The sequence below is a fragment of the Amycolatopsis orientalis DSM 43388 genome (assembly GCF_000411975.1).
GTDB classification, from domain to species: Bacteria; Actinomycetota; Actinomycetes; order Mycobacteriales; family Pseudonocardiaceae; genus Amycolatopsis; species Amycolatopsis orientalis_D.
In genome coordinates, this window is the sequence record NZ_ASXG01000196.1 from 313,368 (window position 1) to 329,309 (window position 15,942).

Genomic DNA, 15,942 nt, shown 5'->3' on the forward strand with positions numbered 1-15,942 from the left:
GGCGGCCAGCTACGACCGGCTGAAGCCGAGTGCGGGGCAAACGGAGTGCACGGCGGTGCCGAGTGCTTGGCGGTGCAGAGGATCGAGCCTTTTCCGGACCACCGCGGATCCGGCGGCCAGGGTGAGTTGGACGGCGCAGGGGACCGGCTGCGTGCGCACCGGCATGGTGGCCTTGAGCTGTCGCAGCAGGTCCGTGGTCAGCCGGTCGAGCCGGGTGCGGATCTGCCCGAGGCCGGGGCGAGCAACAGGAGCTTCGCCGGGGTGCGCCGTCCAGCGGGCGAACAGTCCTCTTTGGACAATCTTGCTCGCGGTGATCTGGTCGCGGAAGAACATCGCCGCCGCGTCCGGGGCCAGCCCGAGTGCGGCCGCCTGCCGTCGCACCTCGTCAAGCACCTGCTGTTCGCGGGCGGGGTCGTCGATCGGAGAGTCCGAGCCGAACTTGGCTGCCGCGACGTCATCGCTCACGCGAAGGCGTTCGATGACGAGCTCGGTGAGCGTGCCGAGCCTGCCGAACGGCTGATGCGTCGCCGGAGCGCCGACCGGAGGAGCGCCCGCGGCGGCTGAGGCCGGGGAAACGGTCAGCGACATCGCGCCGGCCACCGTCAGGGCGGTGGCGGCGATGCCTCGAAACACCTTGCTCAACTGCTCGCCTCGCTCTTTCGTGCGCGGAAGGGAGATGACGGACGTTCCTCATCCGCTCGGACGCTGGCACCTCCGTTTCGCAGAGGCGCGTTGCGGTCTGTATGTAGCGATCACTATACAGTTTTCTTCGACTGATTGCCCATTCCGCTTGTGCGGCCAGTTTCGGCCGGCTCCGCACCTCGCGAGCCGCCGTGGCCGACCCCGAAGCGCCTGCGGCCGTCAGTCGCAGCAGCTCTTCCGTCTCCGCGGGACGAGCGGTGGCGGGACCGGAGAAGGTGCTAGCTAGAACGTTCGGTCTTGACGGTGGTGACGCGAGCGGTGACGATGGAGAGGGATAGAACGTTCGGTATCGCGATCTCGCGATGAAGAAAGGGACCCCTGTCATGAGCACACCTCTTTACGTCGGCATCGCGACCTCGACCGGCGACGGCAGGGCGGGAGGCCAGGCCAGGTCCGCCGACGGCTTGCTCGACGTCGCGTTGGCCATCCCGAAGGAGATGGGCGGCCCCGGCGGCGCGACCAACCCGGAGCAGTTGTTCGCGGCGGGCTGGGCGTCGTGCTTCCATTCGGCGCTCAAAGCCGTTGCGGCGCAGCGGACGACTGCGGTCACCGACTCGGCGGTCGTCGCCGAGGTGCAGGTGCACTCGACGCCGGAAGGCGGATTCACGCTCAGTGCCGCGCTGCACGTCGAACTGTCCGATGTGGACCAGGCGACGGCCGACGAGCTCGTCGAGGCTGCCCACGCGATCTGTCCGTACTCCAACGCGACGCGCGGCAACATCCCGGTGACCGTCGACGCGACCGTGGCCTGATCCGTTCCGGCCGGGCCGATGTGGACGGTCGGCCCGGCCGGAGCGCGCGGAATGCGCTGACGCATCGAGGCTGCCGCGCGCCCGGCGGGGGCAGGTCGGCGAGGCAGACCTATCATGACCGGCATGGTGAGGGATTCCGGCTCCGCGCCGGCTGCGGCGGGGCTGAGCAGCCGAGAGATCATCCTGAACGCGGCTCGCGCCCTCGTCGGCGAAAAAGGCTACGACGGCATGGCGATCTCGGACCTGGGCGCGCAGTCCGGCCTTCCGCCCAGCTCGATCTACTACCACTTCGGGAGCAAGCTCGGGGTGCTGTCGGCACTGCTCGAGCGCACCTTCGAAGAGCTGCACGCGTTGTTCCCGAGTCCGTCGTCGTTCGACGACCTGGCACCGCTCGAGCGGCTCGAGGCGTGGTTCTCGGCTGCCTGCGATTCCCTCGACCGGCGGCCGGACTACCTCCGGCTCCTCGTCGCCATCAGCGTCGGCCCGCAGAAAGACGACGAGGTGATCCAGGCCACCGTGCGCCGCATCCGGGACTACGCGCACGCGTCGTGGGTGGCCGCGCTCGCACCGATCTTCGCGCCCGACGGCGACGAGGAGGGGGAAACCCTCGTCCGCCAGCTGGCCGTCACGGGGCGCGCGTTGACCGACGGCCTTTCGGTGGCCGAAAGCTTCGACGGCACGAGCTACAGCTCGCAAATCGGCCCGTTCGTCGCGCTGATCCGCGGTCTCGCGAAGCAGCGGGCTGGCCGGGCCAAGCGGAAACGCTGAAGTCCGCCGCTTCCAGCGGCCATCTGCGATGGCCTTGATAACGCTGCCGCCGTATGTATAGTGAGCGCTACATACAGGACGATGAGGGCGGCACAATGACGAGCACCTTGGACGTCGGAGACGCGCGTCTGGCCTACACCGAGGCCGGTTCGGGCAGTCCGGTCGTGTGGCTGCACGGCTCGGGGCCGGGCGCCACGGGGATGAGCAACTTCGGCGGGAATCTGCCCGCCTTCGCGGACTACCGGAACATCGTGGTCGACCTGCCGGGCTGGGGCGAATCCCCGCGGCCGGAAAGCGACGATCCGCTGATCTTTCACGCCGCCGACCGCGTGTGCCGCGCGATGACGGCGCTCGGGATCGAGCGGGCGCACCTGGTCGGCAACTCCTACGGGGGTGCGGTGGCCATGCGGATCGCGATGCGGTACCCGGACCGCGTGGACCGGCTCGTGCTGATGGCGCCGGGCGGGGTGCTGCCTGCGGACGCGCCGCCCTGGCCGATCGGACTGGAGCGCCTGTTCGGCTACATGGCCGCTGACAAACCTTCGCGCGAAGCGATGGCAGAGTTCGTGCGGCTGATGGTGTTCGACGAGTCCCTGGCCACTGAAGCACTCATCGACGAGCGCTACGAATCGAGCCTGCGGGCCCATCCGGAGCTGCCGATCCCGCCGAACTTCGGCGACCTGACGCCGGACCTGGGGCTCATCAGCGCTCCCACGCTGCTCGTCTGGGGCCGGGAGGACCAGACCGTTCCGTTGACCTGGGCGGCCAAGATCCTCGCCGGAATCCCCGATGCCGAACTGCGCGTGCTGCCGCATTGCCGGCACTGGGTCCAGTACGAGCGGGCACCCGAGTTCAACCACATCGTTCGCGAATTCCTGCGGGGCGGGGCCGCCGCCGCGGCGGAGGGATGACAACCGTGGGCATCAGGAAGCTGGGCTACGTCGGTCTCCGCGTCACCGACGTCGACGCGTGGACCGACTTGCTCGGGCGCACGCTGGGAGTCGGCGTCAGCCACGCGAAGTCCGGCACGGACGAGGTCGTCCTCGCCGAAATGGACGAGTTCAAGTACCGCGTCGCGCTCTACCCGTCGACCGAGGACGGCCCGCGGGAGCTGGGTTGGATCGTCGACACCCCGGGGGAACTCGACCGGCTGACGCAGCGCTTGGCCGATGCCGGCTACCGCGTCGCCGACGGAACCGCGGAGGAAATGGAGCTGCGCGGTGCCACCCGGCTCCGCTGGTTCACCGATCCGGTCGGCTACCGCGTGGAGCTGGCGGTCGGCGAAGCCAAGGTGCGCCTCGGCGTCGACCGCCCGCCGGGCGGGCCCGGCGTCACCGGCTTGGGGCACTTCGTCCTGGCCAGCCCGAAAGTTGAGGAACTGCGCGAGCTCTACGAATCCGTGCTCGAATTCAAGCTGACCGACTACCGCGCGCCCGGACTGTTCTTCTTCCGCTGCAATCGCGCCCACCACAGCATCGCACTGGCGAGCGCGGAGGCGCCGTCGATCCACCACCTCGAGTTCGAGCACGCCTCGATCGACGACGTCGGGCGCGCCTATGACCGGGCCAAGGCCAACGATGTGCCGATTTCGATCAGCCTCGGGCGGCACATGAACGACAAGGCGATCTCCTTCTACGTCCGGAATCCCAGCGGGTTCCACTTGGAAATCGGCTGCGGCGGCATCGAGGTAGGCGACGACTGGGTCCCGCACGACTTCGGGCGCTCGGACGAGTGGGGGCACCACCACGTCAGCCCCAATCCCTTCGCGGTGCCGAACTCGTGAGCCTGTCGGGACGCCGCGCGATCGTCACCGGCGCGGCGAGCGGGATCGGCGCGGCCGTGGCGACCCGGCTCGCCGGGCTGGGCGCCCACGTCGTGGTGTGCGACGTCGACGCCGAGGGGGCCGCCCGGACGGCGGAGCGGATCGGCGGCGAGGCGCTCGCGATCGACCTGAGCCGGACGGACGACCTGGCGAAGCGCACGTTCGAAGCGGACATCCTGGTGAACAACGCCGGGATCCAGCACGTGGCACCTCTCGAGCGGTTCGAACCGGAGCGGTTCGCGTTCATGCTGCGACTGATGGGCATGAGTTTCTTCCTCAGGAGGGGAGAAGAGAACAGAACGTTCTTTCTTCTATGGGTGTAGCGCTCACTCCACCAAGTTTGCGATCTCAGCGGCGGATCTCGCATCGATACCGACCGTTCTATCTGTTACAGTTGTGCGGATGGTGCACAACGCTCGAGGTCAGGTATCCGAAGCGCGGTCGAGGCTGCTCGCGACGGCCACCCGGATCTTCTACGCGGAGGGGCTGCACTCGGTCGGGATCGACCGGATCGTCGCGGAGGCGAAGGTCACCCGCGCCACGCTGTACCGGCACTTCCCCGGCAAAGAAGACCTCGTCGTCGCGTATCTGCAAGGTGTGCACGAGATGGAGCGCGAAGCGTTCGGCAAGATCCTCGCCGACGACCTTCCGGCCGCCGACATGCTGCGAGCCATCGCGGAATCGATCGCCGAGGGCATTCGCTCGCCGCATTTCCGCGGCTGCGCGTTTCTCAATGCGGTTGCGGAGTATCCCGATCCCGTGCACCCCGTGCATCAAGCCGTCCTCGCGCATCGCGAGTGGTTCCTGAGCACTGTCACGGACTTGCTCGCGCAGGTCGGCGGTACTCCGCCGGAACTGGCGGGCCGGCATTTCGTGATGCTGCGGGACGGCGCGATGGTCTCGGGTTGCCTGGCCGACCCGGCTGGCGTCTGCGACACGTTCCTGCGGGGTGTCGACGGGATCCTTCAGCACCGCGTCGAGCCCGTCTCGAAGTAGCCAGCAGCTTTTGCTCGCTCGCTACTGATCGTCAGGCTGCCGGGCAGTCCATCCACAGAGCGCTTTCTCGGTCTCAGTCTTGCGATGGGAGCGTCGTGGGTGCCGCCGCCAGGACTTTGCGTCGTCGCTGCGGCGGCTCGGCGGTTCCGGAAAGCGGCCGGATCGAGCGCGAGGACTGTCTGAAGTGGACGGAATTCGCGCCGGTGCAGCGATCTTGCCCCGCGGGTTCGCGGCGTCATGCTGCGGCGCTGCTCGCCGCGGCAATCGATCTGGGAAGGCGGCCGTGTTCGCACGGGCTTTCGGCTGCCCGGCTGGGCCGCGAGTTCGCCGGTCCGGCAACGGTGCGAGCGTCGCTCGCGTCAGCTGTAGCCAACAAAGCCCCGACATTGTAGAGTGATCGCTACATACAGAACACGGAGTGCCCCGTACTCGGCGCTTCCAGCGCCAGTGCGGGCTCCTTCGGGGGGCCTGTCCGACCGCCGCAATGAAGCGAGGTTTCCCTTGAACGTTCTCGAGCAGGTCAAGAACTCACCGATGAGCCGTGCCCAGACGAGAGCGGTCGCACTGTGCCTCGTGATCAATCTGGTCGACGGGTTCGATCTCCTGGTCACGTCCTTCGTCGGGCCGTCGATAACCCGTGAGTGGCACCTTTCCCCTTCGGGGGTGGGCGTACTGCTCAGCGGCGGGCTGGCCGGGATGGCGATCGGCGGGCTTTTCCTCGCCCCGCTCGCCGACCGCGTGGGTCGTCGGACGCTTACGCTCGCCTGCCTCGCGCTGGCCTCCCTGGGCATGCTCGCCGCCGCCGTATCTCAGGACTTCGGCCAGTTGCTGGCCTGCCGGGTCGTGACGGGCGCGGCTGTCGGCGCGATGGCGGCCAGCCTGCCGGTGCTCACCTCCGAGTACGCGAACCATCGGCGCAGGGGGCTGGTCGTCGCGCTGGTCACCACTGGCTACGGCCTGGGCTCGTTCGTCGCCGGGATCGCCTCCAGCCTGCTGCTGGGCTCGTATGGCTGGCGATCGGTCTTCGTCTTCGGCAGCGTCCTCACGGCGGTCCTCTTCGCGGCCGGGTTGCGTTACCTGCCCGAGTCGATGGACTACCTCGTCGCCCGCCGGCCGCGCCATGCGCTGGACAAGCTCAACCGCATTCTCGCCTCGATGGGCCGCGCTCCCGAAGCGGAGCTGCCCGCCGCGCGTTCGGTGTCGGCCGCGCGGAAGGTGGTCTTCGAATCGCTGTTCCGCGGCGGCAACGCCGTCCGGACGGTGTTGGTCTGGACGGCGTTCATCGCGGCACAGCTGATGTTCTACTTCGCGAGTTCGTGGACACCCAGCCTGCTGCTGAAGGCGGGGATGTCGAACCAGCAGGGCATCAGCGGCGGCGTGCTCTTCAGCCTCGGCGGCATCACGGGCGCGATCCTGCTGGGGCTGCTGGTGTCCCGGGCCGGGCCCCGGCGGCTGACCGCGGCCTACTTCGGCCTCGGCGCTCTCGCGCTCGTCCTCTTCTCTATTTCGCTCGGAACGCTGGCGACCGCGCTGGTCGCGGCAGTGCTCGTCGGGCTCTTCCTCAACGGCGCGGTGTCCGGGATCAACGTCCTCATCCCGAGCCTCTACCCGGCCGAATCGCGCGCGACGGCTCTCGGCCTGGCCGTCGCGGTGAGCAGGCTGGGCGCGGTGCTCGCACCGCTGATCGCCGGCTTCCTGCTGGAGGCGGGCTGGGTTCCCGGGTCGATGTTCCGGGTCTTCGCGATCCCGGGCGTGCTCGGCGCGGCCGCGGTGCTCCTGCTCGCCCGGTTTGGGCACCCGTCCTCGGATTCCGTGCCCCGCCCCGAAACTGTCGGAAGCGAGGTGGCAGGAGCGTGAGCGCCCCGGTGATCGACGTGGCCCGCACCGCGGTGCTCGTCATCGACATGCAGAACGATTTCGTGGAGGAGGGCGCGCCGCTGGAATTTCCGGAGGGGCGGCGCGTGATCCCCGCGATCCAGAAGATTCTCGCCGCCGCTCGCGACCGGAAGATGCCGGTCGTCCATGCCGCACACGTCCACCGGGCCGGCGGGGCGGACATGGGAGTCCACCGCGAGCTGTACCCGCCCGTGGCGGCCGGGGAGGCACTGGTCGACGGCGAACGCGGCGCGGAGATTCATCCCGAGCTCGCGCCGCTGCCGGGCGAACCCGTGATCAAGAAGCACCGCTACAACGCCTTCTACGCCACCGATCTGGAGATCATCCTGCGCGGGCTCGGCGTGGAGACGGTGGTCCTCACGGGGATGACGACCGAATGCTGCGTGCTCGGTACGGCACGCGGAGCCTTGGAGCGCGGGTTCCGTTCCGTCGTGGTCTCGGACGCGTGCGCGTCCTGCGACTACCCAGACCTCGGCGCCGGGGCCATGTCCGCCGGCGAAATGCACCTGGCCGCGTTGCGGGTGATGTCGCTGACCTCGTCGCGGCTGGTCGGCGCCGACGAATTCCTTTCGCGGCTGCCGTGACGACCGCCCCGACTTACGATCCATTGAGGAGGCTGCAGGTGCCGGCCACATCGGACGAATTCCCCGGGGCGGGCCCCGCTCTCGTGCTGCTGCACGGCGGCGGCCCGGGTGTCGACGCCGCGAGCAACTGGGCGAGCGTCCGCTCCCGGCTGTCGGCCGAATTCCGCTGCCTGACGCCCGATCTGCTCGGGTTCGGCACGCAGATCGCCGGGTCCGGCGGGCTCGCGGGGCCGCGGGCGTGGGCGCTGGCCCGGGCGCGGCAAGTCCTGCACCTCCTGGACCGGCACGGCTTGGAGCGGGTGCACCTGGTCGGCAACTCGGCCGCGGGCGGAGCCGCGGCGTTGGCTCTGCTGTCCGTGGCTCCGGCCCGGATCGAGCGGGCGGTCGTGATGGGCGGAGCCGGAACCGGGCCGTTGCCGCCGGCGGTTCCCTTCTACGACCACCCGACCAAAGTGTCGATGCGGGCCACCCTCGGCCGGCTGGTCGCCGACGAGAGCGTCCACGGCGACCTCCTCGACGAGCTCGCCGACCTCCGGCTGCGGCAAGCCCTGCGCCCGGGGGCCGAAGCGGCGTTCCGGTCGATGTTCGCCGACGTCGCCGGCGGTCCTCCGCCGCTCGATCTCGCGAAGATCGTCCACCCCGTGCTCGTCCTGCACGGGGAGTGCGACCGGGTCTCGCCGGTCGAGGTTTCCGAACGCCTCGTCGACGCCCTGCCCCGCGGCCGGCTCGAGGTGGTGCCCGGGGCCGGGCACTGGATCCACGTCGACCAGCCGGACGAGTTCTGCAAGCTGGTAGGGGAGTTCCTGAGCGCATGACCGAAATCCTCATCGTCGGCGCCGGCCCCGCCGGCCTGACCCTGGCGATCGACCTCGCGCAGCGCGGCGTGCCGTGCCGCGTCGTGGAGGCGACCGGCGAACGGCCCGTCAACCCGCGGTGCAACACGACGTCCGCGCGCTCGATGGAGATCTTCCGGCGGCTCGGCCTGGCCGAAGAGATCCGGCGCGCCGGCCTGCCGGAGGACTACCCGACGTCGATCCAGTACCGGACGGCCCTGGACGGCGAGGAGATCTACCGGATCGACCTGTCGTCCGCGCACGACGTCCTGGCCGGCGTCGGCAAGGAGGGCTGGCCGACACCGGAGCCGCAGCACCGGATCTCGCAGTTGTACCTCGAGCCCATCCTGGAGAGGCGCGCGAGCAAGCTGCCCGGGCTGAGCGTGGAACGCGGCACGCGGCTCGTGGAGCTCCGGCACCGCGACGACGACGTCGAAGCGATCGTCGAATCCGGCAGCGAGCGCCGTGTCCTGCGGTGCGCATACGTGATCGGCTGCGACGGCGCGCACAGCACTGTCCGTCGGCAGCTGGGCATCCGGTACGAGGGCGTCGACGCGATCCAGCAGTTCGTGTCGACCTTCGTCCGGTCGCCGGAGCTGGGGAAGCTCGCCGCCCGGGACCGGGCCTGGACGTACTGGACCTACGGCCGCCGGATCGCGTCGCTGATCGCCATCGACGGCGATTCTCTGTGGCTCAACCACGTGGCTTTCGCACCGGGCCACGACACCGGGAACGAAGACCCGGAACAGCTGTTGCGGGAGTCGGTGGGCCGGTCCATCGAGCACGAGGTGCTCGGCGTGGTGCGCTGGACGGGCCGTCGGCTCGTCGCGCGGCAGTACCGCGTCGGCCGGGTGTTCCTGGCGGGCGACGCCGCCCACATCTGGATACCCGTCGGCGGCTTCGGCATGAACGCCGGCATCCAGGACGCGGCGACACTGGGCTGGATGCTCGCGGCCGTCTGTCACGGCTGGGCCCCGCCGGAGCTGCTGGACGCCTACGAGCTCGAACGCAAGCCGGTCGGTGAGCAGTTCGCCGACGCAGTGGGCGCCCAGGCCCGCACGTCGTTCGCGGACATCTCGCCGGACATCCACCTGACGGGCCCGGAGGGCGAGCGAGCCCGCGCGGAACTCGCCGAACGGCTCGCGGCCACCGAGCCGCGCCGGTATTCGCCCGACGGATTCAGCTTCGGCTACCACTACGCGGGCTCGCCGCTGATCATCGGCGGCGAAGACCAGACCGAGATCGCCATGGGCGGCTACGAGGATCGGGCGCGGCCGGGATTCCGGCTGCCGCACCGGTGGCTCGACGACGGCCGGGCGGTGTTCGACCTGCTCAGCCCCGGCTTCACGCTGCTCCGCACAGACCCGGGCGCCGCAGTGACGCCGTGGACAGTGGCAGCCCGCGACCTCGGGATCCCGCTCGCCGTCGTCGACCTGCCCGGCCGGTACCCCGCCGAGCTGCTGCTCGTGCGCCCAGACCAGCACGTCGCCTGGATGGGCGACGCACGGGTCCGTCCGGACGAGGTCCTCACCACCGTGACCGCTCGCCAGCGGTAAAGAACCAGGAGAAACGCCATGCCATACGCACTGGGCATCGATGTCGGCGGCACCTTCACCGACGCGGTCGCCTCCGACGGCGCGGGCCGGATCGTCTCGGCCAAGACGCCGACGACCCCGCCGAACCGCGAGGCCGGGGTCATGCGCGCGATCGAAGACCTCGCCGGCGAACTCGGCATCGGCGTGGGCGAACTGCTCTCGCAGACCGACTTCATCGCCCACGGCACGACCGCGTCGATCAACGCACTGGTCCAGGGGCAGGTGGCGGACGTCGGGCTGATCGCCACGAAAGGCCACCGCGACGCGATCTACATCATGAACGCCGAGGGCCGCACCCTCGGTCGCTCGGCCCACGAGATCCAGGACACGCTCCGGCAGCGCAAGCCCGCGCCGCTGATCCCGAAGTACCGGGCCCTCGAAGTCACCGAGCGCATCGACCACGCCGGGAAAGTTCTGGTGCCGCTGGACGAAGACGAGGTCCGCCGGGTTGCACGGTCCTTTGTGGACCAAGGCGTCGAGGCGATCGCGGTCTGCCTGCTGTGGTCGTTCAAGAACGGGGTCCACGAGCAGCGCGTCCGCGAGCTGATCCACGAGATCGCCCCGGACATGTATGTCACGCTCTCCTCGGAGGTCAGCCCGCGCATCCGCGAGTTCGCGCGGACCTCCACGACGATCATGAACGCCCAGGTCGGCCCCCGGCTGCGCACCTACCTGCTCCCGCTGCAGAAACACCTGGAGGAGGGCGGGCTCAAAGGGCCGCTGCTGGTCATGCAGAGCGAGGGCGGCACGATCACCGCCGAACGGGCTCCGGAGCACGCCATCACCACGGTCGGATCCGTGCTGTCCGGCGGTGTCGTCGGCGGGATGCGCCTGGCCGAGCAGCTGGGCCACCGCAACGTGATCACCACCGACGTCGGCGGCACGACGTTCCTCGCCGGACTGATCGTCGACGGCGAAGCGGTCATGGCCCCCGGCTCGATCGTCAACCAGTTCCCGGTCAATGCGGCGACGATCCGCGTGCACACCATCGGCTCTGGCGGCGGCGCGCTCGCGTCGGTGGACGAGGGCGGGAACCTGCGGCTGGGTCCGCAGAGCGCCGAAGCCGTCCCCGGCCCGGCCTGTTACGGCAACGGCGGGACCCGGCCCACGAACACCGACGCCAACCTGGTGCTCGGCATCCTCGGCGAACGCGGGCTGCTCGGCGGCCGCAAGCCGCTCCGGCTGGACCTGGCGCGGGAAGCGATCCGCGAGCACGTGGCCGAGCCGCTCGGCCTGTCGGTCGAGGAAGCCGCCATCGCCATCCACGAAGTCCAGAACGCCCAGGCGGGCGACCTGCTGCGGCGCGCCGTGGTGCAGGCCGGCTACGACCCGCGCGACTTCGTCGTCTACGCCTTCGGCGGAGCCGGACCCGCCCACTGCGCCGGCTACTGCCAGGATCTTGGCGTGAGCGAGGTCGTCGTGCCGCTCGGGCCTGTCGCGTCCGCCTTCTCGGCGTACGGGCTCGCGGCCTCGGACGTCGCGCTGAGCGCGGAGCTGTCCGATCCGTCGTCCTTCCCGGTCGACCACACGGTGCTCGAATCCCACTTCGCACGGTTGGAAGCCGACCTGCAGCGCGCACTGGACCGCCAGAAAGTGAAGTTCCACGACGTCTCGCTGCACCGCGAGATCGATCTGCGCTACTCGATGCAGGTCACGGAGCTCGCGACGGCCGTTCCGGACGAGAAGTTCACCGAGCGGACCGGCGACGAGATCCTCGAGCGTTTCGAGGAACAGTACGAGCGGATCAACGGCAGCGGGGCGGGTTACCGCGAAGCCGGCGTGCAGGCGATCACCTACCGGATGCGAGCCAAGGCGAGCCTCGGGTTCCCCGTCCGCCTGCCGGTCGTCCCGGAGGCCGGCAGCCCCGATCCCGCGGAGGCATTCCTCGGGGAACGTTCCGTCTGCCTCGACTCGCAGATCGGCTATGTGCCGACCCCCGTCTACGACTACGCGCGGCTGCGCGCGGGCCACGAGCTGGTCGGTCCGGCGATTGTCGACGTCCCGACCACCGTGGTCGTGGTCCCCGCCGGGGTCACCGGCCGCGTCGACCACCTCGGCAACCTCGTGCTGCGCTACCAGTGAGGACAGTTCCCATGACTTCCAAGATCCCCGGGGCGGACGAATTCACCAGCCGCCCCATGCCGCGCGAGGAACTGCTGCGGCAGATTTCGCCCGCCCTGGCGCTGCACCAGGTCCATGACGCCGACGTCGACGCCCTGACCTACGAAGTCGTCCGGCACCGGCTGTGGGCGATCACCCAGGAGATGGGGGAGACGCTGCGGCGGATGTCGGGCTCGCATGTCGTCACCGAGTCCAATGACTTCAACTTCTCCATCTGCGACGAACTCGGCGAGCAAGTGCAGGTCGGCACCTACAACATCGGTCTCATCGGCTCGATGGACCTCGCCATCACCTGGACCTTGCGCCACCGGAGCGACAACCCCGGCATCGCCGAAGGCGACATGTTCCTGTGCAACGACCCGTGGATCGGCGGCGGCCTGCACCAGAACGACGCCGCGGTCCTGGCGCCGATCTTCCACGACGGCAAGCTGTTCGGCTGGACGACGGCCATCGCCCACCAGGTCGACCTGGGCGGGCCGCGGCCGGGGTCCTTCAGCCCGTCCGCGCAGGACGTCTTCGGCGAGGCGGTCCCGACGCCGCCGATGAAGGTCGTCCGCGGCGGGGTGCTGCAGCGGGACGTCGCGGACGCCTGGGTCCGCCGATCACGGCTCCCGCACCTGGTGGGCCTCGACCTGCGTGCCAAGATCGCCGCGAACAAGAACGCGGCCGAGCAAATCCTCCGGCTCATCGCCAAGTACGGCGCCGACACCGTGAAAGCGGTGATGCACCGGATGATGGACGACGCCGAACGCCGGCTGCGGGCCAAGCTCGAAACCTTGCCAGACGGGACTTGGACCGCGGTCGGTTACCAGGAGCAGTCGCAGACCGGCGACCGCGGCCTGCACGCGATCAAGGTCGCGATGACCAAGGAAGCCGACCGCCTCGTCTTCGACTTCCGCGGGACCGCCGGGCAAGCCGGCATCATCAACTGCCCCTACCCGGGGCTGCGGGCCGGGATCGTCTTCACCATGCTGCCGTTGCTGGCCGGGGACATCCCGTGGGCGGCCGGCGGGCTGATGCGCTGCTTCGAAATCATCACCGACGAGGACACCATCACCAACGCCTCGTTCCCCGCCGCGGTCGGCAAGGGCCCATTCGGCCCGGCCTGGGGGTCGGGCAACCTGGTCGCCGAGGTGCTCGCCAAGATGCTGGACGCCGAACCCGACCACCGCACCGACGTGCAGTCGATCTGCAACGGCACCACCGACCTCTGCGTCGTGTCCGGTGTGGACGTTCGCGGCGGCGGCAGCAAAGGCTTCGTGTCTCCCATCTTCGACGTCATGGCTGGCGGCTACGGAGCCCAGGTCTACCACGACGGCGTCGACACCGGCGGCCGGTTGATCATCCCCTCGGCGCGGGCGCCAGACGTCGAAATGACCGAGTACCTCTACCCGCTCGTGGCGCTGTGGCGCCGCGAGCAGACCGACTCCGGCGGGCCCGGTCGCCAGCGAGGCGGGATGAGCGGCTCGGTCTGCTACGTCCAGCACCCCGATCAGACGGGGACGATGTCCCTGGTCGTGTCCGGAACCGGCAAGGTCGCGAACCAGAACGTCGGCCTGGCCGGCGGCTACCCGGGCAACTCCCAGCTCGATCTGGTCGTGCGCGGAGTGAATGAGCCCCAGCTCGCCCAGGCGGTCGCCATCCCCGCCGACCTGGGCGAGCTGGGCGGGCAGATCGAGGTGCTGCCTTGCGAAGGCGAGTCGCACCTCGGTCCCGGCGACGCTCTCTACCTGCATTGGCAGGCCGGTGGCGGGTACGGCGACCCGCTGCTCCGCGCGCCGGAAAGCGTGCGGGAGGACGTGCGGCAAGTCCGGGTGTCGGCGGATGCCGCGCGGGACGTCTACGGCGTCGTGCTGCGGTCTGGGGAAGTCGACGCGACAGCGACCGGCGAGTTGCGGGAGAAAATCCGGCACCGCCGGGCATCCGGTGCCGGGCTGGCCGGCAACCGGCTCGCGCCGATCGTGGCTCCAGGCCCGCGTTACGCACGCCGGCTCGACGACAACCTCGTAGTTCTGGACAGCGGAACTGTGGCCTGTGTCCACTGTGGAACCGAGATCGGTCCGCTGGAAGGTGGTGCGTTCGTCGCCGGGCTCGCCCGCCGCGACTCGGCGCCGAACGAAGCGGGCCCGCATATCTGGCAAGACCCGCTGGAGTACGTCGACGCGGAGATCGTGTTCCGCCAGTTGTGCTGCCCCGGTTGCCTGACCGCGGTCAACTCCCGTGTCGTCCCCGTCGACCACCCGTTGCCTGTCGACGACTACCGGAGCTGGGTGTGAGTCCGCACCCCGGCACGCTCAAGCCGCTCCTCGCTTGACCGCCCCGCGTCCTCCTCGCCAGGGAAGGGCCGGGAGCGGTTCGCCCGGGCAGCCCGGGCCCTGGCGAGGAGGCGGTCGATCCGACGGCGTGGATCCCTTCGGCGCGGAAGAACTTGGCGGCGGTGCGGAACAGGCGCGAGTCCGCTTCGGCCGGGTGTGCTCGGATTCGTGGCGTTCCACCGTGCGCAAGAAATAAGAAAGAACGTTCTGCCTTGACACTGCCCAGCGTGGTCGCCATGCTGAAGAAAGATAGAACGTTCGGTCTTCCTGGGAAAGTCTTCCAGACGATGAAGGGATCATGGTGACTACTGTCGACTCGACCGCCGTAGGTGGGTTCGCCCCGGCGCTGCGCCGGTTGTACTTCGTGCGGTTCGCGTTCGCCATCGTGTGGGCGGTCCTGGTGTTCCTGACGACCAAGTCGGGCTTGGGGGCGGTCGGCGTTGTGCTGGTCGTCCTGTATCCGCTGTTCGACGTGGGATCGGCCATTGTGGACGCCCGCTCGGCCAAGGGCAGTGGATCGGTCACGGGCCTGTACGTGAACATGGCGATCAGCCTGCTGGCCACGGCCGGGATCGGTGTCGCCGCGGCTTCCGGGATTCCGGCGGTGCTGCGGGTGTGGGGTGCGTGGGCGATCGTGGCCGGGCTGGTGCAGCTGATCGTCGCGATCAGCCGGCGCAAGATGGGCGGCCAGTGGCCGATGATCCTCAGTGGCGGCATTTCGGTGCTGGCCGGCGCCAACTTCATCTTGAGCGCCTCGGCGGCGAAACCCGCACTGTCCAGTGTGGCCGGTTACGCGGTTCTCGGTGGCATTTTCTTCCTCGTCTCGGCGATTCGCCTCGGCCGTCCCGCCAGGGGGAACTGACATGAAACGCCGCTGACCGGATCGTCCAAGGCGGAGTGACCGCCGCGATCATCGAGCGCGAGCTGGTCGGCGGCGAGTGTTCCTACGGGCCTGCGTGTCGACCAAGGCGCTGCTGCGGAGCGGCGCTCCGTGCGGCCCGGCAGGTGCCCCGCGCGCGGGAAGCCGTGACCGGTGAGCTCGACGTGTCGGCCGTGTTTCGCCGCCGTGATTCCTTCGTCTCTCACTGGAACGATGAGGGCCAGGTGTCCTGGCTCGAATCGGTGGCCGGGCCGGCCTGTCGCCCGCGGAGGCCCTGCTGGCCCCCGCGTCGTCGGCCGCCGATTTTCTCGGCCTCGCCGACGTCGGCCGGATATCACCAGGTGCCTGCGCAGACCTCGCTGTCATCGACGGCGATCTTCCCGGGGCGGAGGAGTTCCAGAAAAACCCGCGCTGCGTCGTCAAATCCGGCAGCGTTCGCGCTCGATCACGAATCTGCGGGGACACCGAGTTGCGGCACCAGGGACCAGGTGCGGCACCGGCGTAACCGACTTCGGGAAGCAGACGTGTCGTCGGCGTCAGGTCGGCGGCTCCGCGCCGCGGGGTTGTTCGCGTCAATGGGCACCATCGGCGACCGCTGCCGCCACGCGATGATGGAGTCCTTCTGGGCGCAGGCGAGAGCTCGGTCGCTGGGTGCCGCGCACAATGTGCCGACGCCGC

General features: G+C 69.6%; 15 protein-coding genes. 14 read left to right on the top strand and 1 reads right to left on the bottom strand.

Annotation, left to right across the window (positions count from 1 at the left end; translation table 11 throughout):
• Positions 1–9: 9 nt before the first annotated feature.
• Positions 10–633: a chorismate mutase gene (locus tag L942_RS41435; RefSeq protein ID WP_235079673.1), complete on the bottom strand. Its 624-nt coding sequence runs from the start codon at positions 631–633 to the stop codon at positions 10–12.
• Positions 634–1,025: 392 nt separating this feature from the next.
• Here L942_RS41435 and L942_RS41440 point away from each other — a divergent pair, with 392 nt between their 5' ends.
• The 14 genes from L942_RS41440 to L942_RS46245 all read left to right on the top strand — a co-directional run bounded on the left by L942_RS41440 (position 1,026) and on the right by L942_RS46245 (position 15,769).
• Positions 1,026–1,454: an organic hydroperoxide resistance protein gene (locus L942_RS41440; RefSeq protein WP_037370822.1), complete on the top strand. Its 429-nt coding sequence runs from the start codon at positions 1,026–1,028 to the stop codon at positions 1,452–1,454.
• A gap of 123 nt (positions 1,455–1,577) precedes the next feature.
• Positions 1,578–2,222 carry a TetR/AcrR family transcriptional regulator gene (locus tag L942_RS41445; RefSeq protein WP_037370942.1) on the top strand — a complete coding sequence of 215 codons (645 nt, stop codon included), beginning with the start codon at positions 1,578–1,580 and terminating at the stop codon, positions 2,220–2,222.
• 95 nt (positions 2,223–2,317) lie between these two features.
• Entirely contained in the window at positions 2,318–3,133 is an 816-nt protein-coding gene (locus L942_RS41450) for an alpha/beta fold hydrolase (protein ID WP_037370823.1), read from the top strand.
• A complete protein-coding gene (locus L942_RS41455; protein ID WP_235079663.1) occupies positions 3,130–4,005 on the top strand; it encodes a VOC family protein in 876 nt (291 codons plus the stop codon). Before L942_RS41450 ends, L942_RS41455 begins: the two co-directional genes overlap by 4 nt.
• Positions 4,002–4,367: an SDR family NAD(P)-dependent oxidoreductase gene (locus L942_RS41460; protein ID WP_235079665.1), complete on the top strand. Its 366-nt coding sequence runs from the start codon at positions 4,002–4,004 to the stop codon at positions 4,365–4,367. Before L942_RS41455 ends, L942_RS41460 begins: the two co-directional genes overlap by 4 nt.
• A gap of 79 nt (positions 4,368–4,446) precedes the next feature.
• Positions 4,447–5,040, top strand: coding sequence for a TetR/AcrR family transcriptional regulator (locus L942_RS41465; protein ID WP_037370825.1), 594 nt, complete (start codon positions 4,447–4,449; stop codon positions 5,038–5,040).
• A gap of 534 nt (positions 5,041–5,574) precedes the next feature.
• Complete coding sequence (locus L942_RS41470; RefSeq protein WP_063695861.1) at positions 5,575–6,897, top strand: MFS transporter; 1,323 nt, start codon at positions 5,575–5,577, stop codon at positions 6,895–6,897.
• Complete coding sequence (locus tag L942_RS41475; RefSeq protein ID WP_037370827.1) at positions 6,894–7,520, top strand: cysteine hydrolase family protein; 627 nt, start codon at positions 6,894–6,896, stop codon at positions 7,518–7,520. Before L942_RS41470 ends, L942_RS41475 begins: the two co-directional genes overlap by 4 nt.
• A 38-nt stretch (positions 7,521–7,558) precedes the next feature.
• Positions 7,559–8,335, top strand: a complete 777-nt coding sequence (locus L942_RS41480; RefSeq protein ID WP_037370828.1) for an alpha/beta fold hydrolase — start codon at positions 7,559–7,561, stop codon at positions 8,333–8,335.
• Entirely contained in the window at positions 8,332–9,909 is a 1,578-nt protein-coding gene (locus L942_RS41485) for an FAD-dependent monooxygenase (RefSeq protein ID WP_037370829.1), read from the top strand. The genes L942_RS41480 and L942_RS41485 overlap by 4 nt, the downstream gene beginning before the upstream one ends.
• An 18-nt stretch (positions 9,910–9,927) precedes the next feature.
• Positions 9,928–12,030 (top strand): hydantoinase/oxoprolinase family protein, encoded by a 2,103-nt coding sequence (locus L942_RS41490; protein ID WP_037370830.1) that lies wholly within the window; start codon positions 9,928–9,930, stop codon positions 12,028–12,030.
• A gap of 11 nt (positions 12,031–12,041) precedes the next feature.
• Complete coding sequence (locus L942_RS41495; protein ID WP_037370831.1) at positions 12,042–14,345, top strand: hydantoinase B/oxoprolinase family protein; 2,304 nt, start codon at positions 12,042–12,044, stop codon at positions 14,343–14,345.
• Between the two features lie 337 nt (positions 14,346–14,682).
• Complete coding sequence (locus tag L942_RS41500) at positions 14,683–15,246, top strand: membrane protein (RefSeq protein WP_037370832.1); 564 nt, start codon at positions 14,683–14,685, stop codon at positions 15,244–15,246.
• Positions 15,247–15,541: 295 nt separating this feature from the next.
• Positions 15,542–15,769 (top strand): hypothetical protein, encoded by a 228-nt coding sequence (locus L942_RS46245; RefSeq protein WP_369094770.1) that lies wholly within the window; start codon positions 15,542–15,544, stop codon positions 15,767–15,769.
• Positions 15,770–15,942 lie beyond the last annotated feature (173 nt).